This is a genomic window from Catenuloplanes japonicus (assembly GCF_000717135.1).
Classification (GTDB): Bacteria; Actinomycetota; Actinomycetes; order Mycobacteriales; family Micromonosporaceae; genus Catenuloplanes; species Catenuloplanes japonicus.
Map to the genome: position 1 here is coordinate 23,727 of NZ_JNXY01000024.1, position 23,519 is coordinate 47,245.

General features: G+C 71.6%; 24 protein-coding genes. 15 read left to right on the forward strand and 9 right to left on the reverse strand.

Features of this window, described 5'->3' with window-relative positions; translation table 11 throughout:
- Positions 1–77: 77 nt before the first annotated feature.
- Together OP04_RS29245 and OP04_RS29250 are read right to left on the reverse strand one after the other, a co-directional pair.
- Positions 78–944: a class I SAM-dependent methyltransferase gene (locus tag OP04_RS29245; protein ID WP_051799307.1), complete on the reverse strand. Its 867-nt coding sequence runs from the start codon at positions 942–944 to the stop codon at positions 78–80.
- A gap of 45 nt (positions 945–989) precedes the next feature.
- Positions 990–1,676: a TetR/AcrR family transcriptional regulator gene (locus tag OP04_RS29250; protein ID WP_033343105.1), complete on the reverse strand. Its 687-nt coding sequence runs from the start codon at positions 1,674–1,676 to the stop codon at positions 990–992.
- 325 nt (positions 1,677–2,001) lie between these two features.
- On the opposite strand from OP04_RS29250, the gene OP04_RS29255 reads away from it, so the two are divergent.
- From OP04_RS29255 to OP04_RS29270, 4 genes are all read left to right on the forward strand, one after another.
- The gene (locus OP04_RS29255; protein WP_232323779.1) at positions 2,002–2,928 is read left to right on the forward strand and encodes an ABC transporter ATP-binding protein; all 927 of its coding nucleotides are present in this window, start codon (positions 2,002–2,004) and stop codon (positions 2,926–2,928) included.
- The gene (locus tag OP04_RS29260) at positions 2,925–4,541 is read left to right on the forward strand and encodes a hypothetical protein (protein WP_033343106.1); all 1,617 of its coding nucleotides are present in this window, start codon (positions 2,925–2,927) and stop codon (positions 4,539–4,541) included. Before OP04_RS29255 ends, OP04_RS29260 begins: the two co-directional genes overlap by 4 nt.
- A gap of 184 nt (positions 4,542–4,725) precedes the next feature.
- The gene (locus tag OP04_RS29265) at positions 4,726–5,010 is read left to right on the forward strand and encodes a hypothetical protein (protein WP_157240521.1); all 285 of its coding nucleotides are present in this window, start codon (positions 4,726–4,728) and stop codon (positions 5,008–5,010) included.
- Positions 5,011–5,086: 76 nt separating this feature from the next.
- Positions 5,087–6,364: a glycosyltransferase gene (locus tag OP04_RS29270; RefSeq protein WP_033343108.1), complete on the forward strand. Its 1,278-nt coding sequence runs from the start codon at positions 5,087–5,089 to the stop codon at positions 6,362–6,364.
- Between the two features lie 286 nt (positions 6,365–6,650).
- Here the strand turns inward: OP04_RS29270 and OP04_RS29275 are convergent, their stop codons facing one another.
- Complete coding sequence (locus OP04_RS29275; protein WP_033343109.1) at positions 6,651–7,904, reverse strand: cation:proton antiporter; 1,254 nt, start codon at positions 7,902–7,904, stop codon at positions 6,651–6,653.
- Positions 7,905–8,321: 417 nt separating this feature from the next.
- On the opposite strand from OP04_RS29275, the gene OP04_RS29280 reads away from it, so the two are divergent.
- From OP04_RS29280 to OP04_RS56550, 3 genes are all read left to right on the forward strand, one after another.
- Positions 8,322–8,660 (forward strand): hypothetical protein, encoded by a 339-nt coding sequence (locus tag OP04_RS29280; protein ID WP_033343110.1) that lies wholly within the window; start codon positions 8,322–8,324, stop codon positions 8,658–8,660.
- Entirely contained in the window at positions 8,651–9,016 is a 366-nt protein-coding gene (locus OP04_RS29285; protein ID WP_033343111.1) for a hypothetical protein, read from the forward strand. Before OP04_RS29280 ends, OP04_RS29285 begins: the two co-directional genes overlap by 10 nt.
- A 310-nt stretch (positions 9,017–9,326) precedes the next feature.
- The gene (locus OP04_RS56550; RefSeq protein WP_033343112.1) at positions 9,327–11,078 is read left to right on the forward strand and encodes an acyltransferase; all 1,752 of its coding nucleotides are present in this window, start codon (positions 9,327–9,329) and stop codon (positions 11,076–11,078) included.
- A gap of 14 nt (positions 11,079–11,092) precedes the next feature.
- On the opposite strand, the gene OP04_RS29295 is transcribed toward OP04_RS56550, so the two are convergent.
- The 4 genes from OP04_RS29295 to OP04_RS29310 form a co-directional block, all read right to left on the reverse strand.
- Complete coding sequence (locus tag OP04_RS29295; RefSeq protein WP_051799308.1) at positions 11,093–11,653, reverse strand: DNA-processing protein DprA; 561 nt, start codon at positions 11,651–11,653, stop codon at positions 11,093–11,095.
- A 79-nt stretch (positions 11,654–11,732) separates the two neighbouring features.
- Positions 11,733–12,659, reverse strand: coding sequence for a sensor histidine kinase (locus OP04_RS29300; protein WP_157240523.1), 927 nt, complete (start codon positions 12,657–12,659; stop codon positions 11,733–11,735).
- Entirely contained in the window at positions 12,656–13,321 is a 666-nt protein-coding gene (locus OP04_RS29305; protein ID WP_033343113.1) for a winged helix-turn-helix domain-containing protein, read from the reverse strand. The genes OP04_RS29300 and OP04_RS29305 overlap by 4 nt, the downstream gene beginning before the upstream one ends.
- Positions 13,322–13,324: 3 nt before the next feature.
- Positions 13,325–13,900: a hypothetical protein gene (locus OP04_RS29310; protein ID WP_157240525.1), complete on the reverse strand. Its 576-nt coding sequence runs from the start codon at positions 13,898–13,900 to the stop codon at positions 13,325–13,327.
- A 175-nt stretch (positions 13,901–14,075) separates the two neighbouring features.
- Here OP04_RS29310 and OP04_RS29315 point away from each other — a divergent pair, with 175 nt between their 5' ends.
- The 4 genes from OP04_RS29315 to OP04_RS53715 all read left to right on the forward strand — a co-directional run bounded on the left by OP04_RS29315 (position 14,076) and on the right by OP04_RS53715 (position 16,151).
- Positions 14,076–14,768: a type 1 glutamine amidotransferase domain-containing protein gene (locus tag OP04_RS29315; RefSeq protein ID WP_033343115.1), complete on the forward strand. Its 693-nt coding sequence runs from the start codon at positions 14,076–14,078 to the stop codon at positions 14,766–14,768.
- A gap of 212 nt (positions 14,769–14,980) precedes the next feature.
- Complete coding sequence (locus OP04_RS54865; RefSeq protein WP_033343116.1) at positions 14,981–15,352, forward strand: hypothetical protein; 372 nt, start codon at positions 14,981–14,983, stop codon at positions 15,350–15,352.
- A 34-nt stretch (positions 15,353–15,386) separates the two neighbouring features.
- Positions 15,387–15,977 carry a TetR/AcrR family transcriptional regulator gene (locus OP04_RS29325; protein WP_033343117.1) on the forward strand — a complete coding sequence of 197 codons (591 nt, stop codon included), beginning with the start codon at positions 15,387–15,389 and terminating at the stop codon, positions 15,975–15,977.
- A 9-nt stretch (positions 15,978–15,986) separates the two neighbouring features.
- Positions 15,987–16,151: a hypothetical protein gene (locus OP04_RS53715; protein ID WP_157240527.1), complete on the forward strand. Its 165-nt coding sequence runs from the start codon at positions 15,987–15,989 to the stop codon at positions 16,149–16,151.
- Positions 16,152–16,377: 226 nt separating this feature from the next.
- On the opposite strand, the gene OP04_RS29330 is transcribed toward OP04_RS53715, so the two are convergent.
- Entirely contained in the window at positions 16,378–16,854 is a 477-nt protein-coding gene (locus tag OP04_RS29330; RefSeq protein ID WP_033343118.1) for a CGNR zinc finger domain-containing protein, read from the reverse strand.
- An 84-nt stretch (positions 16,855–16,938) separates the two neighbouring features.
- Between OP04_RS29330 and OP04_RS29335 the strand changes: the two genes are divergently transcribed.
- From OP04_RS29335 to OP04_RS29345, 3 genes are all read left to right on the forward strand, one after another.
- Positions 16,939–17,796: an alpha/beta fold hydrolase gene (locus OP04_RS29335; protein WP_033343119.1), complete on the forward strand. Its 858-nt coding sequence runs from the start codon at positions 16,939–16,941 to the stop codon at positions 17,794–17,796.
- A 31-nt stretch (positions 17,797–17,827) separates the two neighbouring features.
- Complete coding sequence (locus OP04_RS29340; protein WP_033343120.1) at positions 17,828–19,297, forward strand: family 43 glycosylhydrolase; 1,470 nt, start codon at positions 17,828–17,830, stop codon at positions 19,295–19,297.
- Positions 19,298–19,462: 165 nt separating this feature from the next.
- Positions 19,463–20,677 carry an oxygenase MpaB family protein gene (locus tag OP04_RS29345; protein WP_033343121.1) on the forward strand — a complete coding sequence of 405 codons (1,215 nt, stop codon included), beginning with the start codon at positions 19,463–19,465 and terminating at the stop codon, positions 20,675–20,677.
- A 706-nt stretch (positions 20,678–21,383) separates the two neighbouring features.
- On the opposite strand, the gene OP04_RS29350 is transcribed toward OP04_RS29345, so the two are convergent.
- Positions 21,384–22,997, reverse strand: a complete 1,614-nt coding sequence (locus OP04_RS29350; RefSeq protein WP_051799361.1) for an FAD-dependent monooxygenase — start codon at positions 22,995–22,997, stop codon at positions 21,384–21,386.
- 74 nt (positions 22,998–23,071) lie between these two features.
- Between OP04_RS29350 and OP04_RS29355 the strand changes: the two genes are divergently transcribed.
- Positions 23,072–23,512, forward strand: coding sequence for a MarR family winged helix-turn-helix transcriptional regulator (locus OP04_RS29355; RefSeq protein ID WP_033343122.1), 441 nt, complete (start codon positions 23,072–23,074; stop codon positions 23,510–23,512).
- The last annotated feature ends 7 nt before the right edge of the window (positions 23,513–23,519 follow it).

Below are 23,519 nucleotides of genomic sequence, written 5' to 3' on the forward strand. Positions count from 1 at the left end.
GGCTGCCACTGTCCGACTTCGCCTCACGTCTTCCGTGCGCAGATACACGCACCGGAAGACGTACGACGCCGCCATGCTCAGGACGTGACGGCCGGGCCGGTCCCGAACTCGTACCGGACGTGTGCGCTGAGGTCACGCATCGGGGGGATCAGCGTGGCGAGGCGTGCGAAGAAGCGGGAGCCGCGCGGCGCGGCGCCGGCGGGGAGCCCGTCGACGACGGCCGGGGAGGTGGCGCTGACCACGTCGGTGCAGCGCAGCCGCGGGCAGGCCCGTTCGAGTTCGCGGGGGTCGTCGATCGCCCAGCGCAGCAGTGCCGCGCCGAACTGGCGTTTGAGCATGCCGTTGACCATCCGCACGCCCAGCCTGCTGTGGGTATCGAGGATCACGGTGCCGTGGTCGAAGTGCTCGGTGATCCGGCGGAAGAATGCCCGCCCGTCGTCGGGTGGCAGATACATGGTGAGGCCCTGGGCGATGACCAGGACGGGCGGCCGGGACGGGATCCGGTCCAGCCAGCCCGGCTCGGTCACGGATGCCGCGATCAGCTGATAGTTCGCGTGATCGGGAAAGAGGTCGCGTCGGGCGTCGACGACGCCGGGAAGGTCGATGTCGTACCACCGCACGCCGGGCCCGGGGGCGATGCGCCACACCCGGGAGTCCAGGCCCGCGCCCAGATGCAGCACGGTCGCCTCGTCGTGCGCCGCGAGGAAGTCGTTGGTCCAGGCGTCGAAGAACGCGGCGCGCGCGGCGACCTTGACGCTCATGTCTTTCGGCGAGACGAGGGGCGAGCGGAGCCGGGTGAAGTCGTAGTCGACCCGGTCGCAGGCGTGCGCGGCGATCGAGTCACCGAGGATCGACGGGTTGGCGCGGGCGTCCATGGCCAGCCCGTACAACATGATCAGCGACGTCTCCATGGCGTCCGGTAGCACGACTTTGACCTGTGTCACGGCGGGTTCCCTTCTGCGCGGTGCACCGGTGGGGGTCTCGGGCGTTCATACGCCCGGCAACGTGCGAGCCAGGTCCGCCTCCCAGCGCTCGCACAGTGCGATCAGTTCTGCCGCGGCGTCCCGTAGCGTCGTCGCGGACGGGTCCGTGGCGGGTTCGAAGGCGCGGCGGACGGTGGTGGCGAGTGCGTCGGCCTGCGCGTCGAGGCCGAGACCGTACAGGCCGGGTGTGGTGTCGAGGAGGAAGCTGCCGAGCACGACGGCGGACAGCCGGTGCAGCACGCTCGGGTCGGTGACCGGGTCGTCGGTCAGCAGCCCGTGCCGGTGCAGGACGGTGAGGTACCGCACCGTGGTGTCGACCTTGCCGGCCAGGAAGCCCGCGCCTGATCCGGCCGTCGTCAGCAGGTCACCCATCACGTCGTGGTCCTGGACGGCGAACGACCGGGCCAGCGGGCGGCGCATGGTCTGCAGGAACGAGTGACGGATCAGCCGGTGCAGCCGGGCCTCGGCGGGATCGGCCCTCAGCGCCGCGAGTTGCTCGGCGAGCGTACGCGTCGTCTCCCGGGTGAGAACGGCGCCGAACAGCTCCGACTTGGTGGGCCAGTAGAGATAGACGGTGCCCTTGCCCACGCCGGCGGTGCGGGCGACGTCATCCATCGTGGTGCGGCGGTAGCCGAACCGCATCAGCAGCGTTTCCGCCGCGTCCAGGACCTGTGTCGCCTTCGTGCCGGCCATCACTGCCTCAGGGTTTGACTGACTGACTGAATCCGTCTTCTGGTCAGCCTAGCGCGCAGCGTCAAGCCCGGCCAGGGCGAGTTCGCCCAGATCAGCGCGAGGACGGCTCGGCGCGGGACAGCAACTCGCCGGCGCGCAGCAGCAGGCTCTGCCCGCGCGCGGTCTCGACCCGGGCGGTCAGTTCACCGGCGGCCACGTCCGCCCGTGCGGCATGGCCGTGGACGATCCGCAGCCGCAGCCGATCGGAACAGGCCGCGGCCTTCCCGTACGACGGTGGCAGGAGTACGGTCAGCCTCAGGTGTGCCGGGAAGTCTGGTCGGCGGTCATGATCCGTTCTGCGACCGGAAGGACTCCCGCGATGGCCGGCTTCGTGCTGCGCACACACCACCTGACCAAACGGTACGGACGGCTGACCGCCGTCGATGACCTGACGCTCGACGTGCCGGCCGGAGAGGTGTTCGGCTTCCTCGGCCCGAACGGCGCCGGGAAGTCCACCACCATCCGCATGCTGCTCGGCCTCGCCCGGCCGACGGCCGGACACGCCTCGATCGCCGGCGTGGACGCCGCGGACACCGCACGGGCGCATCGGCACCTGGCGTACGTACCGGCGGATGTGGCGCTCTGGCCCCGGCTGACCGGCGCGGAGATCCTGCACCTGCTGGCGGCCACCGGGCCCGGCACCGACCTCGGCTACCGTGACGAGCTGATCGGCCGCTTCGAGCTGGACACGTCGAAGCCGGCCCGCACGTACTCCACCGGCAACCGGCAGAAGATCGCACTCGTCGCGGCGTTCGCGACTCGGGCGCCGCTGCTGATCATGGACGAGCCGACCAGCGGACTCGACCCGCTGATGGAACGCGAGTTCCGCACCGCCGTGCGCGAGGCCCGCGATCGCGGGCAGACCGTCTTCCTCAGCTCCCATCAGCTGGCCGAGGTCGAGGCGGTGTGCGACCGGGTCGGGATCCTGCGTGCCGGCCGGCTCGTCGAGGTCGCCTCCGTGCCGCAGCTGCGTGCGCTGCACCGGGCCGAGGTGACGGTCGCCTACACCGGTGCCGCTCCCGCGCTCGACGCCGTGCCCGGCATCGACGGCCTGGCCGACGGCGGGGACGGGCGGCTGCGGTTCGCGCTGACCGGCCCGCCCGCGCCCGCGCTGCGGGCGCTCGCCGGCGCGGAGGTGACCGCGTTCACGGTGCGGGAGCCGAGCCTGGAGGAGATGTTCCTCGACTACTACGGCGCGGAGCAGGGCCGATGACCGCCGCGACACCGGTCGTGCACCCCGCGCCCGGCCGGGCCGTCACCGGGCTGGCGACCCGGCAGGTCCGGCGCGGCGGGCTGATCGTGCTGGGCCTCGCGGCCGGGATGCCGGCCCTGGTCACCGGCACCTACGCCTCCGTCATGGCGGACCCGGCCGCGGCCGCGAGCCTGGACGCGATCGCCACGAACCCGGCGATCCGGACGCTGTTCGGCACGCCGTACGCGCTCGACACCGCCGGCGGCTTCACCGTCTGGCGGATCGGCACCGTGCTCGCCGTCATCATCGGCGTCTGGTCGGCGCTCGCCACCACCCGCGTCACCCGCGGCGAGGAGGATGCCGGCCGCTGGGACGTGCTGCTCGCCGGGCGGGTCCCGCCCCGCGCCGCGCTCGCCCGCCACCTGGCGGTGATCGCCTCGGTGCCGGCCGGAGCGGGCGCCGCCGTGGCTGCCGTGCTGTGGGTGGCGGGCGGCCCGGACCGCACGGGCGCGCTGGTGCACGGGGCCGGGCTGGCCGCGCTCGGGCTGTTCGCCGTCGCCGCCGCCGGGCTGGCCGCGCAGGTCTTCCCGGCCCGCGCGCCGGCCACCGGAACGGTGATCGCGGTGCTCGGCGCCGGTCTGCTGATCCGGATGGCCGGCGACGGCATGACCGGGCTCGGGTGGCTGCGCTGGCTGTCACCGTTCGGTCTGATCGGGCTCAGCACGCCGTACCATCACAATGCTCTTCTGCCGGTGTTGATCCTCATGGCGGCGGCGGGTCTGGTCGCCGCCACGGCGGTCGCCGCAGCCGGTCGGCGGGATGTCGGCGGCGGACTGGTCGCCGTCGCCACCAGCAGGGCACCGCGCCCGTGGGGGCTGACCGGTGTGGGGGCGTTCGCGGTCCGCCGGGCGGCCGCGCCGGTGGTGGCGTGGTCCGCGGGCATCCTGGCCTACTTCCTGCTGATCGGCATGACCGCCGTATCGGTGACCGAGTTCCTGGCCGACAACACCGTGTTCGCGGACACCGCCGCGCAGGCCGGATTCGCCGGCCTGCACACGGTCACCGGTTTCACCGCGACCATCTTCGCGCTGCTCGCGGTCCCCGTCGGGGCGTTCGCCGCGGTACGGATGGCGGCGTACGCCGCGGCCGAGACCGACCGCCGCCTGACGCTGATCGCCGCCGGCCCGCTCGCCCGGCTGCGGCTGCTCGGCGCCGAGGCCGGCGTCACCGCCGGTGGCGCGCTGGTGCTGGTGAGCGTCGCCGCCGCCGCGACCTGGGCCGGTGTCGCCGCGACCGGCGGCGGTCTGCCGCTCGGTGACGCACTGGCCGGCACCTTCAACACGCTGCCGATCGTCGCGCTCAGCCTCGGCGCGGCCGTCCTCGCGCTCGGTGCCGCACCGCGGCTCACCGCGCTCGCCGGTGCGCTGCCCGCCACGGGCGGCTTCCTGTGGAAGGTGACCGCCGACAGCATCGGTGCACCGGACTGGGTCGTCGGCCTGTCCCCGTTCGCGCACCTGGCCCCGGTACCGCTGGCCTCGGCCGATTGGACGGCGACCGGGGCCATGGTCATGATCGCGGTGGCCCTGTCGGCCGTCGGCGCGGTCGCGTACCGGCGGCGGGATCTGGCCGGTTGACCGGCCGCGTCACGAAACCGTGAAGAAGAACCAGATCCGCGTGGAGACGGCGTCACGCCCACTGACGTTCACGTCGTCTCCGCGCTGAGATCGTCGTACGGCACTCCCCTCGACGAAGGCTGCAGACATGTCCCTCACCCACGGATCATCAGCGTCACGCCTCGTGGTGGCGACGGCTCGCGGCATGGCTCTCGTAGCCGCCGTCGCCCTGGTCGATGCCCTACTGCTCGGACCTGGTGACCTCGCCGCACCGGTCGTACTCAACGCCGTCGCCGTCGGTGTGCACGCCGCCCTCGTCGCCGACCGGCGCGTGGTCCTCGCCGTCACCGCGGGTGCCGTGGTGCTCGCCGTTCTCGTCGTCCCGGGTCTCGCGGACACGCCCGGATACCTGATCCTGATCGGCTTCGGCGCGGCCCTCGGTCGCGGCCAGCGCTGGATGCGCGCACCAGCGGCCGTCCCCGGCCCGTGAAACGGCGTAAGCTCGGCCGGGGTGAGCCGGGAAGCCTGGTCGGCACGTCGATCAGCGCTGACCGGAGGAGACCACCGTGCGAGTCCTCATCCTGACCCTCGGCACCCGCGGCGACATCCAGCCGTTCCTCACCCTCGCCACCGAACTCGACCGGCGCGGCCACACCACCGTGGTCGCGGCACCGCAGCGATTCTCCGGTCTCGCCGCCACGCACGGCACGACCTTCGCGCCGCTGGACGACGGGCCGCTGCGTGTGCTCGACCACGGCTCCGCCGTCGGCGACGTCGCCACCGGCGGCATCAGGGCGAAGATCGACCTGATGCGTCGGCTGCCGGGCATGTTCCACCAGGTTCTCGACGACTGCCGGCGACTGGCGTCATCCGGCGCCGACCTCGTCGTGCACAACGGACAGGTGATCGCCGGCCAGCACGTCGCGGAACTGCTGCAGGTGCCCGCCGTTCTCGCACTGCCGATGCCGATGTACGTGCCGACCGCCGAGTTCGCCTGGCCCGGCGCGTCGTTCCCGGAGTGGCTGCCGCCGGGCCTGCACCGTGCCACGTACGCCGGCATGAAGGCTCCGGCCATGATGTTCGGTCGCACCGTCGACCGGTGGCGCCACGACCTCGGCCTGCCACGCCGCCCCGGACGCCACGACCCGACCCGCCGCCCGGACGGCGGTCCTGCCCCGGTGCTGCACGCGTTCAGTCCCGCGGTGATCCCTCGTCCGAGCGACTGGCCCGACACCGCGCAGGTCACCGGATACTGGTTTCCTCCCGCTCCGGCGGGCGAGGCCGAGAGTCCTCCGGCGGGGATGCGCGCGCTACTGCACGGGGACGAGCCGGTGGTCTTCGCCGGATTCGGCAGCATGGCCGGCCCGGAGCCGGCAGCGCTGACCCGGGTCGTGGTCGAAGCCCTCGACCGGGCCGGCGTACGCGGCATCATCGCCGAAGCCGGCGGCGGGCTGTCACGCATCCCGGCGGACCGGCATCTCTTCGTCACCGGCGAGGTCGACCACCGTACCGTCTTCCCCCGCTGTGCCGCGGTACTGCATCACGGTGGCGCGGGCACCACCGCGGCCGTCGCCCGCGCCGGCCGGCCGCAGATCATCTGCCCGTTCGTCGGCGACCAGCCGTTCTGGGCCGCCCGCATGCACCACCTCGGTGTCGCACCGCCGCCGGTCAGCCTCCGCGACCTGACCGCCGACCGGCTCGCCACCGCTGTCCGTGACGCGATCAGCGACCCGGCATACCACGTCAACGCGCACCTGATCGGGCAACGCGTCCGCGCCGAGAACGGCACCACTGCCGCCGCCGACGCCCTGGAACGCATCGCCGCATCGACTGATCGGCGATAGACAGGACCGCACCGCGCAGCCTGACAGAGGTCTCGCGCGGCACGGACATCGAAGTCCCGAAATCTTGTCCATCTGTGGCGGGGGCTCTCCGGTGGATGCGGAAGGCATAGCGGCGACGATGCGAAGGCACCACGCGAACAAGATCGCCGCCGCTGGGAATCACCGGCCGAGCGACCGAACTACGTGATCGTCGCCGGTGCACGCCGTCCACCGGCTCCACGCTTCGGCCTGATGAGTACGAGCGGCATGCGTGACCGTCTGCGTCAAGCGCTGCTCGCCGCGCGCGTCAGTCCGATCCCGAGCCCTTGTCGGCAGGCAGGCTGCGCCCGGCTGCGCGAGCTGCACGCACGGAGCGGCGAACGGCGCCGTACCAGGCGGGGATCTCTGCCTGTTCGTCGAAGGACCGGGCGACGATCACGTCGGTGGAGGAGTGCAGCAGGATCGACAGCACGATGGTGACCGCGACGAGATGGAAGATCTCGCCGGCCGCGAGGATGCCGGACTCCAGCACGATCAGCCCGTAGACGACGGAGGCGAAGCCCTTCGGGCCGAACCACATCGCCGCTGCCTGCTCACGCAGGTCGAGGCCGGACCGTAGGAACGACAGCCACAGCGCCACCGGACGCGCCACGAAGATCGCCAGGACGGCGAAGACCCAGCCGGTCCAGGAGATCTCGCCGAGGAACGCCGGGGAGATCAACGCGCCGAACACCAGCAGCGCACCGAGTTTGAACAACTCGGCGATGTTCTCCCCGAAGTGCTCGAACGCGGCGCGTTGGCGCGGTCCGAAGGTGGCCACGGTGATGCCGGCGGAGAACGCGGCCAGGAACAGGTTGGCGTGTGTCGCCTGCCCGACCGCCAGCACCAGCAGGCCGATCGCGAGCCCGTTGAGCGGCTCGTAGGCCGGGGACGCGGAGAAGAAGCGGCTGCGTTCCAGCAGGATGGCGCCCAGCGGGATCAGCACGCCGATGACCAGACCCAGCGACACCTCCAGAGCGAGTTCGCCGAGGTGCAGGTCAGCGGATCCGGCTGCCACGGCCAGGAAGACGATCACGAATGGCAGGGCCAGCCCGTCGTTGACGCCGGACTCGACATTGAGCAGGTGTCGCAGCCTGGCCGGCACCTTGTCGTTACCGACCAGCGCGGACGCGAACACGGGATCGGTCGGGGCCAGGATCGCCCCGATCAGCAGCGACTCCGCCCAACCGAGTCCGGCCACGTAGTGCGCGGCCAGCGCGGTGACCAGCAGGGTCAGCGGAAGCCCCCAGCCCAGCGCCCGGCCGGGCAGCCGCCAGGCCGCGCGCAGGTCGGCCCAGCCGACCCGCATCCCGTCGGTGAACAGCACGGCGAACAGCGCCAGTTCGGCCAGCGTGCCGACGATCTCCGAGTCGGCGTGGACGTCCAGCACACCGGTCACGCCTGGGCCGAGCACGAAGCCGGCCGCCAGGAACAGCACCGCGGTGGACAGGATCGTGCGCCCGGCAAGGGCGGACACCAGGACCGCCAGCAGCAGGACGCAGGCGAAAGCGAGCAGCAACACCGAGATCTCCGGTCGGCAGGAAGGGTGAATCGACTGCCGACCAGACTTCCCGGCGCACCTGCCGGAACCATACCGGATCACCCGGCCCCGGTGCTCCACCCACCGCCCGGGGCACAGGCACGACATCGTGGCATCCCGCCGCCGCGTCCCAGCGAACGATCAGCGCGGTCGTCCCGGTACGTCATGCACGGTCGGGCAGGCCGGTGCCCCGGCGCGTCCGAAGCAGTGGCATCACCGACGCTAATTGAGTGTCTCGCTACACCTGAATTTGGCGACCCCATGACATCATCACCACACTCGCATGACGAAATCCATGACAGGATCCGATGCCACCGCGCGGGCGCGGTGGCATCGGGCAACCAAATACGTGCTGCTATACACTCAACGCGGACATGAACACGCTTCCGGTCAGGAGCGATGGTGAACGACGAGGCGATCGTGCTGCTCGTGGACGGAGACCCGGCGACCGAGATCGCCGGGCGGGAGACGTTCGCCGTCAACAGGATCGGAAACGAGCCGCGGGTCGTCCCCGATGCCCGCACGGCGCCGGCCGGGGCGGGTCTTCCCGGGCTCGCCGGCCACCACCTGCTGCGAGACCTCCGCCACGACCCCGTGCCGGCGGAGGTCGTCGTCATGCCGCTGACCGGCCCCGAGGACCTCCGGCATCCGTTCGACCTGGACGACCGTGCGCGGATCCTCCGGGATACCGACCGGCTCGGCATCGTCGTCTACCGGAGGGGGCGGTCATGCGCCTGACAGGCGTCGTGCTCGCGGCCGGCCTGGCCATACTGACCACGGGCTGCACCCCGGCCGCAACCACCTCCCCACCGGCCGAGTCGCTCGGCACGCAAGTCTTCACGCCGTGCCAGGAGGTGTTCCGGCCGGGCCGGACCATCATCCGGTCCGAGGCGCTGACCGCGTGCGCGGCGGTCGACGGCTCCTCCCGCACACCGCAGTACATCCGGTGTGCGGACGGCCGGCGACTGTGGCGGGTCGACGAGACGATGAGCACCGAGCCGGGATGGGGGTTCGGGGGCAGCACGTTCTTCGCCTCGCCGGACCTGGACACGGACCCGGATCTCGCCGCCGCGCAACGCCGCTGCCGCAACTGATCGGCCGGCGCAGCCGCAACCCTGCTGATCGACCGGCGCGAGCCTGCATCGGCACTGCTGCCTCGGCCGGAAAGACGCCGCACCTCGTGGGATCGAAGGATCTACCGCCTGCACCCGGACCCGCGGACGGCACCGCACGTGCGATGGCGATTGCACCGACGGCACCCGGGAGGGCAGGATCGCGCGACGGGCGGCGCGTACCGTCGCTCGGGTGGGAATGTGTTCGGGTGTGAACGGGTCGTTGCCTTGATCGGTTGTGGGCGTATGTACTCGGCCGGCACAGACGCGACGGACCCGGGGCGGGAGGACAGTGGCAGCGGAAGACCCGTTTCAGCAGCACACGCTTGACTACTCGCCGTGGCACTTCTGGCGGGACGCGGACGAGGCGGCCAGGGCGGGGCAGCGCGTGCTGCAGCGTGACCTCGCGGCGTTGCGGGACTTCCGGTTCGGGGAGGACTGTTTCGTCTCGCGGCTGGCGTCGGTGCAGAACACGCGGCTCGTGCTCGGGGACCGCAGTTACATCGCGGCGGGGGCGTACACGTCGGGGACGCTGGAGGCGGGCCGGGACTGCACGATCAACGCGTATGCGGTGGTGCGTGGCGAGATCCGGCTCGGGGACGGGGTACGCATCGGCGCGCACACGTCGATCCTCGCGTTCAACCACACGTTCGCGGATCCGGACGTGGAGGTGTTCCGGCAGCCGACGTTCTCCCACGGTATCACGGTCGGTGACGACGTCTGGATCGGCTCGCACGTCGTGATCCTGGACGGGGTCACGGTCGGCGACCGGGCGGTGGTCGCGGCGGGCGCGGTGGTCACCAAGGACGTGCCGGCCGGCGCGGTCGTCGGCGGCAATCCGGCCCGGGTGCTGAAGTGGCGCGTCCCCCAGCAGACCCGGACCGAGTCCGAGGTGCCGCAGCCGGACCGCATCGGTGGCCCGCCCCTTGCTCCGATCGACGGCCGCCCGGCCGGCGACTCCCGCCGAACCCACGCCGCCGGCCCGCGGCAGACTCGGTCCGGCGGCGACCTCGCGGACTCGCTGACCGCGTTCGAGGATCGCGCGCGGGAACAGGCCGCCGCGATCCTGGACCGGTCCTGGAACACTGCGCAACGGCTGTTCAGCGACCGGCCGGGCGTGCCGGCCACCGTGCGCGCGCAGTGCGACGCCGTCGAGATCGCGGATCTGCTGCTGGGGCGTGCACCGGACCAACTGCCGGCCGAGGAGCAGGTCCGGCGGCTGCGGGGCTGGCAGGACGGGAAAACCGGCCTGGTGCCGGAGCTGGGCACGAGCGGGACGGATCTGTTCGAAGGCGCGTCCGCGTACCACGTGCTGTGTGTGGGGTATGCCCTTGACCTGCTGGGCAGCGAGTTCCCGGCACCGGTCACCGCGCTGAACGACCTCACGCCGCAGGAGATCGTCGCACGGCTGCGCGCGCTGCCGTGGGACGGCCGGGCCTGGCACGGCGGCGCGACCGTGGACACGCTCGGCACCGCGCTGCACTGGAACCTGCGCAAGGGCGCGGCGCCGCGGGACGGCGTGACCGAGGCGCTGTTCGGCTGGCTGCATCTGCACGCCGATCCGCGGACCGGCATGTGGGGCGCGGGCGCCCGGAACACCGGCCTGCTGGAGGTCGTCAACGGCTTCTACCGGGCATCACGGGGTACGTTCGCGCAGTTCGGAACGCCGCTGCCGGCCCCGGAGCGGGTGGTCGACACCGTGCTGGAGCACGTCCGGGACGCCCGGTTCTTCGCGCCGGAGCGGCAGAACGCCTGCAACGTGCTGGACGTCGCGCATCCGCTGTGGCTGACCCGGCACACCGGGCACCGCGCGGCCGAGGTGTCCGAGGTCGCCGGCCGGCTGCTGCGCGACGCGCTGCGGGGGTGGACGGACGGTGCCGGGTTCGGGTTCCGGCCGTACGCGGACACGCCCGGCCTGCAGGGTACCGAGATGTGGCTGGCGATCGTCTGGCTCCTCGCGGACCTGGCCGGTCTGGCCCCGGCGCTCGGTTACCGCCCGCGCGGCATCCACCGGCCGGAGCCGGCGGGCCGCCTGGACGCGTAGATCGACGCCCACGACTACGGCGAGCGGCGCGGGGCATCTCCGGAAGGCGATGCCAGCGCAGGGTCGTCCAGGCCGAGGTCGGTCACGCTCCGGGTGACGGGATGCAGGCGGATGATGGGGCGGCCGAGGTCGGCGGCGTAGCGGACCGTGCGCCAGGTGCCGCCGGACCGGCGGCCGTCCCACACGCAGACCAGCGCGGACGAGTGGTCGACCAGCATGTCGTTGCGGCGGAACATCGCCTCGGCGGACTCGCCGCGGGTGGCCGGCGGGCCGGCCGCGACCAGCGTGCGGGTGGCGCTGTCGCGCAGGCGCTGCCAGCGGGCGCGGTCCGCGTCGGGCCAGCGGTCGGCCTGGGCCTCGTAGGGGATCACGGCCCACAGGTCGAGGCCGGCGGCGAGGACGGCCTCGGCCCAGAGCGTGTCCGCGCCCTGGGCCATGCCGGACAGGCCGGTCGTGGTGCCGTGCTGGTCGCGCAGGCGGCGGCAGAGCAGGGTCAGCTCGGCGGACACCCAGTCACGGGCGTGGCCGAGACCGCGGTGGCCGGTGACCGCGACCGCGGGCCGGAGTTCGTTCATGTGTCACCCATGCTCGTTGTTTCCTGACCCGTCCGGGCGACGCCTCGCAGGCGTGACAGTCCGTCGGTGCCGGGCCGGCCTATCGTCCGGTCCGCCGATTCAAGTCGGCCGGGAGAACGAGGCGCAACCGGGTTCCCGGCTGCGGCCCCGTGCCCAGCAGCAACGCGCCGCCGTGCGACCGCGCCACCCACCGCACCACGCTCAGTCCCAGCCGGGCCTGCCGCTCCCCCGGCCGGAACCCGGGCCCTTCGTCCGCGACCGTCACCGCCGCGCGCCCGTCCTCGGCCCGTACCGTCACCGTGATCCGTGCGGTCTCGCCGGGTGCGTGGCCGTGCCGCAGCGCGTTGTGGACCAGGTTCGCGATCGCGCGCTCGACCAGCGCCGCGTCGATCCGGGCGATCACCGGGGACGCGTGCAGCGCGATCACGTGACCGTCCAGTCGTACGACGACGCCGTCACCGTCCTCGGTCACCTCCGGGTCCGTGCCGGTCAGGTCCGTCAGCACCGCCTCCGCGACCTGGTCCAGGCGGGTCGGGCGCGGCGTGACCGCCAGCGTCCCGGACGCCAGCCGTGCCCGGAGCAGCAGATCCTCGACCGTGTCACCGCTGCGGGCCACCAGCCGGGCGGCGCGCGCGATCGCGGCCGGGTCGTGGCGTGCGGTGTCCAGGAGCGCGCCGAGCGTGGCCAGCGGCGTGCGCAGGTCGTGGGCGGCCGTGCCCAGGAACGACTCCTGCACGGCCAGCGAGCGGGTGACCGGCTCCAGCAGGAAGCCGAGCAGCACCCAGGTCGCGGGCGCGAACACGGCGAGCGCGGCCACGCCGAGCAGGCCGAGCAGCGCGGCCAGGTCGGTGTCGGCGCGGCCGTAGGTGGCGTGGCTGCGGGTCGTGGCCGCGACCGCGGCGACCAGGACCACCACGCCGACGGCCAGGACCAGCGTGAACCAGGTGGTCAGCAGCCAGCGCAGCCGTCGCAGCGCGCGGTCGGCGGGCATCGGGATCGGGTTCATCCGGCGGCCCGCAGCTGGTAGCCGATGCCGCGGACGGTGTGCAGCACGGGTGGGTCGCCGAGTTTGCGGCGCAGCTGGGTGATGACGACGTCGACGACGTTGGAGGCCGGGTCGGCCATCTCGTCCCAGCAGCTCTCGATCAGGTCTGCGCGGCGCACGGCCGTACCCTCGTGGGCTGCTAATTGTTCGAGAACGGCGAACTCCTTGGGCGTGAGCCGGAGCAGCACGCCCGCCCGGGTGACCTCGTGGCGGGCGGTGTCGATGCGCAGGTCGCCGACGGCCAGCGTCGGCGGGCGCACCGTTCCTGACCGGCGGCACAGGCTGCGGACGCGGACCACCAGCTCCGGCATGGCGAACGGTTTGACCAGGTAGTCGTCGCCGCCGGCGGTGAAGCCGTCGACGCGGTCGTCCACCAGGTCACGAGCCGTCAGGAACAGCACCGGTACGGCGCAGCCCTCGGACCGCAGGCGGCGCAGCAGGTCGAGCGCGTCGCCGTCGGGCACCATCCGGTCCAGGACGGCGGCGTCGTAGGTGTTGACGCTCAGCGACTCGTCGGCGGCGGCCAGCGTGCCGACGGAGTCCACGGCCAGGCCAGACCGGCGCAGCGCGGACGCCACCCCGGCGGCGAGGTCGCGGTCGTCCTCGAGGAGCAGCACACGCACCGGTCACCAGCTCTCGGTCCAGAGGTACCAGCCGTCGCTCAGCTGCCGATAGGTATCCTCGCCGATCCGCGGCGGCACGCCGTCCGGGGCGTAGGCGAACCCGGAGCCGTCCAGGAAGCCGGTGCCCGCGATCATGAACCGGGCGCCGCCGCCGGGGAGCCGTTCCGCCCGCTCCACCGGGTACGGCCCGACGCGTGCCGGGGTGTCCGCGCCCGCGGCGTACCGCATCATGTCCGGCTTCGCCAGTTGCAGGCCGGCGCGCACCGGCACGCCGGTGAACACCGCGCCCGCGGTCCCGGCGACGACCGCGCCGACCAGCAGCCAGCGCATCCCGACCGCGCCGCGCCGGCCGCGTTGTGCCACGGCCAGGCCGATCCGCGCGACGGCGGACAGTCCGAGCGCGATCCACCCGGCCGCGCACACCAGCCAGGGCACCAGGAATCGCCCTGGCCCGGCGTACGCCACGACGGTCAGCGCCACGTTCGCCGCCACCAGCGCCCCGAAGATCCACCCGGGCGGGCCCGCGAACCATCGCGTGGCCGGCGCGTCTGCCGTGATGTCCACGAACTGCTCCGTCATCGTCTTCCCCTTCGCTTGCGGCTGTGGGAGCAGCATCGCGCACCGATCGTGAGGTTTTGATGAGCCTCGGACCCACACCCTTTCCGGGGTACGGATCCCCGCTTGCTTTCTAGTAGACCAGTCGTCTAGCGTGAGGTCGTGGCCGGGACCGGCCACACGGACGAGAGGCGCTGTCATGAACGTTCTACTGGTTCTCACCTCGCACGACGAGCTCGGCAACACCGGCCGCAAGACCGGCTTCTGGCTGGAGGAGCTCGCGGCGCCGTACTACCGGCTCACCCAGGCCGGCGTTACCGTGACGCTCGCGTCACCGAAGGGCGGCCGCCCGCCGCTGGACCCGAAGAGCAACGAACCGGGCTCCCAGACCGACGACACCCGCCGCTTCGAGGCGGACCCGCGGGCCTCGGCCGCGCTGGACTCGACGCTGGTGCTGAGCACGGTCGACCCCGCCGACTACGACGCGGTCTTCTACCCGGGCGGCCACGGCCCGCTGTGGGACCTGGCCGAGGACCCCGACTCGATCCGCCTGATCGAGACCACGCTGCGGGCGGGCCGGCCGGTCGCGCTGGTCTGCCACGCGCCCGGCGTGCTGCGGCACGTGACCAACGAGGACGGCACCCCGCTGGTCCAGGGCCGCCCGGTCACCGGCTTCACCAACACCGAGGAGGACGGCGTCGGCCTGACCGACGTCGTGCCGTTCCTGGTCGAGGACGAGCTGAAGGCTTCGGGCGGCGACTACTCCAAGGGGCCGGACTGGGGCTCCTACGTGGTCCGCGACGGCCTGCTGATCACCGGCCAGAACCCGGCCTCGTCCGCCGAGGCCGCCGACCTGCTCCTCACCGTGCTGGGCGAGCGCGCCGCCGCCTGATCATTCCCACGCGGCCGGGCCCGACGGCCCGGCCGCTGTCGTCGGATGGGACGCGTGTGAGGCGGTCCGGAGTTTCCGGGCCGCCTCACACGCGTCCCTGCCGCGCTTCCAGGCGGCAGGGATCAGGCACACGGCCGCGCCGGCTTCGGCCTGTCGCGGAACCACATCGCGCCGGCAAGTTGATCGATAGCCGCGCGCACTACGCTCCCCGCATGCGTTGCCTCACCCGGCAGTTCGCCATCGGCGCGCTTCGCCGCCGCCACGGCATCGAACAATTCCTCGGCGAGGCGGAGATCCACGGCGAGCCCGCCATTCGATGGGTAGCGATCAGCCCGGCGAACAGGCGCGACGGTGTCGCCAACGCGGTGCGGGCAACCCCGCCGCAGCACGACAGCGGCGAGTGGGTGGAGCGCGGGATCGGCATCACCCCGGAGGCCGTGATGCGCCACAGCGCCCATCCGTCCGCGCGATTCGTCCCGCTCGACAACGCGCCACCCAGCCCGGTGTCGCTCGCGTTCGACCCGGGCGCCGATCGGCGCCTGAAGGAAGGATTCGTGGAGGTCGCACGCCGCGCCCGCGGATAGACGACTGGTCTACTGAACGGGTAGGCTCACGCCCATGCCACGCGTCGGGGAAGACACTCGTCACCGGATCCTCGACAGTGCGCGGCGCATCATCGCCAGCAAGGGCTATGCGGCCGTGGGCATCAACGAGGTGCTCGGCGACGCCGGGGTGCCGAAGGGGTCGTTCTACCACTTCTTCGCGTCGAAGGACGCGTTCGGGCGCGCGATGCTGGACGAGTACTTCGCCGAGTATCTGGCGGAGATGGACGCCATCCTGGCCGAGGCCGGGCTGACCGTCGCGCAGCGCCTGATGAACTACTGGGCCGGCTGGTACGACAACCAGAGCTACAACGACTGCCAGGGCAAGTGCCTCGCCGTCAAGCTGGGCGCCGAGGTGGCCGACCTGTCCGAGCCCATGCGACTGTCCCTCGAAGCCGGCACGGCCGAGATCATCGACCGGCTGGAGCGCGCGATCGGCGCCGGGGTCGAGGAGGGCTCGGTGCGGCCGGTCGACGACGCCGGCGCGACGGCCCGGATGCTGTACGACCTGTGGATGGGCGCCAGCGTGATGGCCAAGATCCGGCGGGACCAGGTCCATTTCGACACCGCGCTGGCCGCCACCGAGCAGATCCTGCGACCCGCCTAGACTCGCGGGATGCCCGAGCGCCGCCCCCTTCCACTGTGGGCGGGACGCACGGCAGCGCTGCCGGGCATCCTGCTCGCCGTCGCGCTGGTGGCGGCCGTCCCGGTGATCACGCTCGCCGGGACCGCGTTCGTCGAGGACGAGCTCGCCGGCGCGGACTCCGGACCGGGATCGTGATCACAGCTAGGTAAGTGCCCGCCTGGCGTCACTGCAGCCGGCCTCGTCCCGGCACGTGCTGAGCTTTCGGTGCCAGGACGTGGCTACCTCCATCAGGGTGGCTGTTTCGCGAAATCTCGGGCACGGGGTGCCCGCTGTGCGAGGCGGGCCTCGACGCCGAAAGCGCAGTGAAGCCGTCCGTCGATCGCGCGCTCACGGGCGTACCCCCGCAGGCCTTGAATGCTTTTCAGTCCGCCGCCCTGGTGCGCCGGTAGTGGCGGCGCGCCTTCAACTTGTTGCCGCACAGCGCCATCGAGCACCAGCGGGCGTTGTTGGCGCGGCTGGCGTCGAGCAGGAAGCGGGCGCACTCGTCGTTGGCGCAGGCGCGCAGCCGGCCGGGCTGGTCGCGGTGCAGGCCGGACCAGGCCAGGACCGCGTCGACGACCAGCGCGCGGCTGCCGGTGGCGTCGACGGTCCAGGTGACGCCGTCGGCGGAGGCGGACGGGCGGGAGTGCACGCCGGCCAGCAGCGGGGTCAGCGCCTCCGCGGGCAGCGCGCCGCGCACGACGGATTGCAGCAGCGTGCGGGCCTCGCGCAGCAGTGGCCAGTCGTCGACGGTGGCGCCGGGGCGGTGGGCCGCGATCCAGTCCGCGTCGAGCTCGTCGGTGGGCACGCCGGCCACGACGGGCGTGCTGTTGAGCAGGGCCACGAGAAACGCCGACATCTTCTAACCCCCTTGGTCCGCTTGACAGGTTACACGACCGCCTGATTGCATCTAACCGTCTTGAGCACTCATGGAGGTTAGACAATGACGCACCACCGGTACGCGACCGTCGACGGCAGGCGCCTGTTCTACCGGGAGGCCGGGAATCCGGACCGGCCCACGGTGGTGCTGCTGCACGGCTTCCCGACCAGCTCGCACATGTTCCGCGGGCTGATTCCGCTGCTCGCCGAGGACCACCACGTGATCGCGCCGGACCATCTCGGGTTCGGGCTGTCGGACGCGCCGACCGACGTCGACTACACGTTCGACGCGCTGACCGCGCTCACCGAAGGGCTGCTCGAACAGCTCGGCGTCACGAAATACGCGATCTACGTGCAGGACTACGGCGCGCCGATCGGGTGGCGGCTGGCGCTGCGCCGGCCGGACGCGATCACCGCGATCATCACGCAGAACGGCAACGCCTACGAGGCCGGCTTCGTGCCCGCGTTCTGGGAGCCGGTCCGCGCGTTCCACCGGGAGTGGAACGCGGACACCGAGGCGGGTGTGCGCGCCGCGCTGACGCTGGACGCGATCCGCTGGCAGTACGTCACCGGCACGCCCGACGAGACGCTGATCGACCCGACGGTCTGGCGGCACGACCATGCGCTCGTCTCGCGGCCGGGCAACGACGTGGCGCAGCTGCAGCTGTTCGCCGACTACGCCACGAACCCGCCGCTCTACCCGCGCCTGCACGCGTACTTCCGCGCCACGCGGGTGCCGTTGCTGGCGGTCTGGGGCCGCGGCGACGAGATCTTCGGGCCGGACGGCGCCCGCGCGTTCGCGCACGACCTGCCGGACGCGGAGATCCACCTGCTGGACGGCGGCCACTTCCTGCTGGAGAGCGCGCTGCCCGAGGTGGCCACGATCATCAATCGATTCCTCGCAGGACTCGGGAACGCTTGACGCAGCCGGGAACGCGGGCAAATATCGTGCAATGTCGATACTTGGAGCGAAGGTGCTCGCCGGCGTGCTCGTCGTCACCGCGGTGAGCGTGCCGGCCCCGCCCGTCTACACCACCAGCGAGGCCGGGAACCCGTTCGTCAGCGGGTGGTACGCCGACCCGGACGTGGCGATCTACAACAACCGCTTCTACGTGTTCCCGACCTCCTCCCGCCCGTACGACCAGCAGACCTACCTCGACGCGTTCTCCACCACCGACCTGGTCAACTGGACGAAGCACCCGAACGTGCTGACCACCGCGAACGTCTCCTGGGCGCGCCGCGCCGTGTGGGCGCCCGCGCCGATCACCCGCAACGGCCGCTACTACCTGTACTTCGGCGCGAACGACATCCAGAGCAACAACGAGCTCGGCGGCATCGGCGTGGCCGTGGCGGACGCGCCGGAGGGGCCGTACCGGGACGCGATCGGCGCGCCGCTCATCCCGCAGTTCGTCAACGGCGCGCAGCCGATCGACCAGGACGTGTTCATCGACGACGACGGCCAGGCGTACATCTACTACGGCGGCTGGGGCCACGCCAACGTCGCGAAGGTCAACAGCGACATGACCAGCCTGGGTACGTTCCCGGACGGCAGCACGTTCAAGGAGATCACGCCGAGCGGGTACACCGAGGGCCCGCAGATGTTCAAGCGCAACGGCAAGTACTACCTGATGTGGTCCGAGGGCGGCTGGACCGGTCCGAACTACTCGGTCGCGTACGCGATCGCGGACGCCCCCACCGGCCCGTTCAACCGCGTCGGCAGCGTGCTGACGCAGGACTCGGCCGTGGCCCGCGGCGCCGGGCACAACTCGGTGCTCAACATCCCCGGCACGGACATCTGGTACATCTTCTACCACCGCCGGCCGCTCAGCGAGACGGACGGTAACTCGCGCGAGCTGGCGTACGACCGGATGACCTTCAACGCGGACGGCACCATCGCGAAGGTCACCATGCTGGTCAAGGACAACTTCGCGGACGGCAACGCGTTCGGCTGGAAGACCTACGGCGGCACCTGGACGCCGACCGGCGGGTCTTTCGCCGCTTCGTCGAGCTTCGGCGGAAAAGCCCTGCTGGACGACAACCACGTCAACGCGGTCTACGACGTGGACGTCACGATCGGCTCCGGCCCCGGCGACGCCGGCCTGGTGTTCCGGGCCGGCTCACCGGCCGTGGGCGTGGACGCGTACCGCGGCTACTACGCCGGCATCACGCCGCGCGGCCAGGTCGTGCTCGGCAAGGCGGACAACAACTGGACCCAGCTCGGTCTCGCCAATGTGCCGATCACCCCGGGCACTCGCCACCACCTGCGAGTCCAGACCTCCGGCACCACGATCACCGTCTTCGTCGACGACCTGACCACCCCGAGGATCACGGTGACGGACGGCTCGTTCACCTCCGGCAAGTCCGGCGTGCGCGTCTACAACACGTCGGCGTCGTTCGACAACGTCGTCATCACCAACCGGTAGGTCTCATGTGGTGCGCCGCCCTCCACCGGGCGGCGCACCATCAGGGCATATCCAGGCTTGCCGATGGCATCGGGGCCCGCTATGTTAATGAAAAATCACATGCGCGGGAACTCGTGTCCCCGTCGCCAGAAACGATCTCCGGTCCTCCGGAAAGCAGGTAAGCGAATGCAAAATCTCCACAGACGACGCATTCTGACCCTCGGCGCCGCACTGGGCCTGGCCGGCGTCGCCGCCCCCTCCACCGCCTGGGCGTGGTCGTCCGCCGGCTCGATCGCCGGCACCGACGCGGCCACCGACCCGTGGGGCGTCTGGGACGACGCCACCGACCCGCTCGTCGCCGGGCTCCTGACCCGCGGCCAGATCCCGGCCGTGAACACCGCGATGGAGTCCTGGGTCCGCAACGGCGACCCGCTGCCCGCCGCGTTCCCCGCCGACCTCACCGCCTATCTGCAGCAGGTCAACACGCTGCCGTCCTGGGCCGACCAGGCAAAGCTGAACAGGGCCGCCCAGTTCAACAAGCGCATGGGGATGTACCTGTTCCTCCTCTACGGCCTCGGCAGCGGCATCATGAGCACGGTCATCCCGCGCGAGGCCCGCAACGTCTACTGGTCCGAGGGCGGGGCCGACATGCAGGCCCGCGCCGCCAAGACGTTCACCTACGGCTACGACCTGTCCGCACTCGACGCGTTCCAGCCCAGCGGCAGCTTCGTCGTCACGTCCCACAAGACCCGCCTGACCCACGCCGCCGTCCGGCACCTGCTCCCGCAGTCCGCCAGATGGCGCGCGGTCACCGACGACCAGGACTTCATCCCGATCAGCAACGGCGACATCCTGATCACGTTCCACAGCCTCGGCACGTTCGTGCACAGCAAGCTCAAGGCCTGGGGCATCCGCATGTCCGCCGCCGAGGAAGCCGCCTACCTGCACCAATGGCAGGTCGCGCTGCACCTGCTCGGCGTGCGCGACGACTTCATCCCCGCCACCTGGGCCGCCGCCGACCAGCAGTCCGCCTACGCGCTGTCACCACTGCTCGCCCCCACCCCCGAGGGCATCGACCTGGCCGAGATCCTGCTCGGCCTCACCGCCCAGATCGACCTCGGCGTCACCCGCGGCTTCCTCAACGAGTTCGTCCGCTACGTCCTCACCGACCGCATCGGCGACTGGCTCGGCCTCCGCCGCGACCTCGTCTCCCGCGGCGTCATCGAACTCGGCTGGCCCGCCTACGTCGCCTTCCGCGAGGGCCTCTCCCCGATCATCCCGGAGGGCTTCTCCACCTTCGACCGTTTCGTCCGCGCCCTCGCCATGCTCTTCCTCAACAACGGCACCTCCCCCACCTACACCCCCATCACCATCCCCACCGGCAACCGCCCCGGCACATAGCCCGCCTCGCACCTCAAATCCGGTGCACATTCCCACCCGTCTTCCCGCGTCCAGCGTGGTCCGGCCCGCATGCTCCCGCGGGCGCTTGAACCTCCCCGGGGGACGACCCCAGACCCCGAGCCCGCTCGCGCGACAGCCTGATCCGCACCTCGCCGCCGGCCTTCGCAACATGCAGGAGACGACAAACCCAGATCAAGAGCCCGCTCGCGCGACAGCCTGATCCGCACCTCGCCGCCGGCCTTCGCAACACGCAGGAGACGACAAACCCAGATCAAAAGCCTGCTTTCCCGCTTCCGGCGTGGCCCGGCAGCGCTGCTCCCGCGGGCAAACCTCGCGTCGGGCTCCGCTGGCGCTCCGCTCGTCGCGAGGAGCCGGTTCCGCCGCTGGTCACCGAAAACCCCAGTGGGCCACGACTCCCCGGCCACTTCCACAGTCATCCGCACCGATGCGCGCGGCCGGGAATGCGCGGCTGTGTCGCCAACTACCGCGGCGGCCGCCAGCGTTCACCTCGGCGGTCAGTCTCAAGATCGGGGCGTCCTTCACGTCGTTCCAGCGGCGTGAAGGACGCCCCGACCAGCCACCCGTCACCATCGGTCAGGACCCTCGGCGGCGGCCCGTTCCCGGGCCGCGTCGTCGATCAGGTTCAGGGTGCCCGGCTGGTCGGCGTCGCCCCACCGGCCCCAGTCGATCGGAGGTTTCGGTGCGGTCAGGATGTGCTCCGTCCCGTGAGTGCGCCCGAGAGCATCGCTTCCGGCTGGATGGTCAACCGGTCAAGGGCGGCACGAAGGCGGGTGTCCCCAGCGCCGCGAGCGCTGATGTAGCCGTCGGGGCGGACGAGGATCCAGTCCCCGTCGGTCGCGGCCAGCGTGTCGTGGACCCGGCCGTCGACATCCCACACGCCGTGCTCGTCCGTGTCCGGCCGGCTCTGACTGACGGTCAGCCGCTCCAGCCAGGCCGGTAGCGTCGCCGCCGTCGAGCCGGCCTGGTCCTGGCCGGTGGCGTGCCGGTCCGCGGCGAAGACGAGCAGGTGCCAGGCCGGGGCCCGCAGCAGCGCGCGCAGCGCCGTCCAGCCGGGTGATTGAGCGTCAGCGGCGGAGATCTGGGTAAGCCGTTGACCCGGTCGTGGACCTTCGGCCGCCTCGTCGCCGGGCACGGTCAGCGGGCTGTCGGGGTAGCCGATGGTCAGACCCGACATGTTCCGGATGAGCTGGCGCATGAAGCCGTGATCGGCGTCGTGCGTGTCCTGGCTGCCGGTGTCGACCATGGCCGTGTCCATGACCTCGCCGGTGGAGGCGAGCAGGGCCTGCCCGATGGGAACGCGTTCGGCGTCGTAGGTGTCGAGCAGTGTGGCGTCGGCCTGACCGTGGATGACCATCGCCAGTTTCCAGGCCAAGTTGCAGGCGTCCTGGATGCCGGTGTTGAGGCCCTGCCCGGACGCCGGCGAATGGACGTGGGCGGCGTCGCCCGAAACGAAGCACCGTCCGACGTGCATCACGGGTACCGCGCGCTGCTGAATGGTGAACTTCGAAGCCCAGGTGGGGTTGTCGGCGGTGGTGTCGCGGCCCAGGGCCCGCGACAGCTTGGTGCTGAACTGTCTGGCGATCTGCCCGGCCTGCTCGGGTTCGCCTTCGCCGGTCGTGTCCAGCAGTCGCCACTTGCCCGGCTCCGGGAACGGGAACATCATCAGCGCACCGCCGCCGGGGAACAGCCAGTGCACGCCGTCGCGATCCAGATCGGTGTGCACCACCGCGTCGGCGATCAGCCAGGTGTGCGCGGCTTCGCCGGCCAGCGGAAGTTGCAGAATCTTGCGGACGGTCGAATGCCCGCCGTCACAGCCCCAGAGATAGCGCGCCCGCACGGTCTCGTGTCCCTCACCGTCGCCGCGGCGCACGGTGGCGGTGACGACCTCGCCGTCCTGCTGGAACGACTCCAGCCCGACGTTCCACTCCGGCTTGACCCCGGCCGCGGCGGCATGTCCGCGAAGCACGCGTTCGGTGATCACCTGGTCGATGTTGAACATGTACGGGAACCGGGTCAGCAGCTCGCCGTACTCGAAGTCGACCCGGGCGGTGCGCTCGCCCTGATGGCGGATGAACGCGTTGACCCTGGTGCCGTGCGGCGCGATGTCGCCGAGGATACCGAGCTGATCGTAGATCTCCAGGCTCCGGGCGTGTGTGCCCAGCGCGCGGCTGGTCGCGGCCGGACCGGCCGCGACATCGATGAGGCGGACCGAGACATCCCACCGGGCCAGCTGCAACGCCGCGGTGAGTCCGACCGGGCCGGCGCCCACCATGAGGACGTCGACGTCATAGTTTGTCATCGCGAGCCCCACCTCCTCCTGTGTCAGCAATGCTGACACAGGAGGCTATCCGATGACCGAGAGGACCGCGAGCTATGAGCGCCGGAGAACACGCGGATGCGAACCTGCCACTGCTTGCATTTCTGCAGCGCGGTGTCCGGTGGTTCACCGACCAGCTACTGGAGCGGCTGGAAGCCGAGGGAGTCGATCCCATCACCCCGGCCCACGCAGCCGTGCTCGCCCACCTGGAGCACGACACACCGCTGAGCATCGCTGAACTCGCCCGGCGAGCCGGCGTCGCCCGCCAGACGATGCACCGCGCTGTCACCCAGCTTCTCGGCGAAGGCCTGTTGATCAGCACGCCGGGGCCGGGGTTCCCGCGCAGCACCCTCATCGCCCTGACCGACGCCGGCCGTCAGCGGCGGGACATCGCGTCCGGGGTTCTACGTGACCTGGAAGGAGTTCTCAGGGAGCAACTGGGAGACGCTGCACTGGCGCAGTTGCGCGACAACCTGACGCGAGCGTGGCCGCGATGAGAAACCT

Coding starts and splice junctions, on each gene's coding strand:
- OP04_RS29250 (WP_033343105.1), bottom strand. CDS start 1,676: ATGGCCGGCACGAAGGCGACACAGGTCCTGGACGCGGCGGAAACGCTG.
- OP04_RS29255 (WP_232323779.1), top strand. CDS start 2,002: ATGATCCGTTCTGCGACCGGAAGGACTCCCGCGATGGCCGGCTTCGTG.
- OP04_RS29260 (WP_033343106.1), top strand. CDS start 2,925: ATGACCGCCGCGACACCGGTCGTGCACCCCGCGCCCGGCCGGGCCGTC.
- OP04_RS29265 (WP_157240521.1), top strand. CDS start 4,726: ATGGCTCTCGTAGCCGCCGTCGCCCTGGTCGATGCCCTACTGCTCGGA.
- OP04_RS29280 (WP_033343110.1), top strand. CDS start 8,322: ATGGTGAACGACGAGGCGATCGTGCTGCTCGTGGACGGAGACCCGGCG.
- OP04_RS29285 (WP_033343111.1), top strand. CDS start 8,651: ATGCGCCTGACAGGCGTCGTGCTCGCGGCCGGCCTGGCCATACTGACC.
- OP04_RS29295 (WP_051799308.1), bottom strand. CDS start 11,653: ATGAACGAACTCCGGCCCGCGGTCGCGGTCACCGGCCACCGCGGTCTC.
- OP04_RS29300 (WP_157240523.1), bottom strand. CDS start 12,659: ATGAACCCGATCCCGATGCCCGCCGACCGCGCGCTGCGACGGCTGCGC.
- OP04_RS29310 (WP_157240525.1), bottom strand. CDS start 13,900: ATGACGGAGCAGTTCGTGGACATCACGGCAGACGCGCCGGCCACGCGA.
- OP04_RS29315 (WP_033343115.1), top strand. CDS start 14,076: ATGAACGTTCTACTGGTTCTCACCTCGCACGACGAGCTCGGCAACACC.
- OP04_RS54865 (WP_033343116.1), top strand. CDS start 14,981: ATGCGTTGCCTCACCCGGCAGTTCGCCATCGGCGCGCTTCGCCGCCGC.
- OP04_RS29325 (WP_033343117.1), top strand. CDS start 15,387: ATGCCACGCGTCGGGGAAGACACTCGTCACCGGATCCTCGACAGTGCG.
- OP04_RS53715 (WP_157240527.1), top strand. CDS start 15,987: ATGCCCGAGCGCCGCCCCCTTCCACTGTGGGCGGGACGCACGGCAGCG.
- OP04_RS29330 (WP_033343118.1), bottom strand. CDS start 16,854: ATGTCGGCGTTTCTCGTGGCCCTGCTCAACAGCACGCCCGTCGTGGCC.
- OP04_RS29335 (WP_033343119.1), top strand. CDS start 16,939: ATGACGCACCACCGGTACGCGACCGTCGACGGCAGGCGCCTGTTCTAC.
- OP04_RS29340 (WP_033343120.1), top strand. CDS start 17,828: ATGTCGATACTTGGAGCGAAGGTGCTCGCCGGCGTGCTCGTCGTCACC.
- OP04_RS29345 (WP_033343121.1), top strand. CDS start 19,463: ATGCAAAATCTCCACAGACGACGCATTCTGACCCTCGGCGCCGCACTG.
- OP04_RS29350 (WP_051799361.1), bottom strand. CDS start 22,997: ATGACAAACTATGACGTCGACGTCCTCATGGTGGGCGCCGGCCCGGTC.
- OP04_RS29355 (WP_033343122.1), top strand. CDS start 23,072: ATGAGCGCCGGAGAACACGCGGATGCGAACCTGCCACTGCTTGCATTT.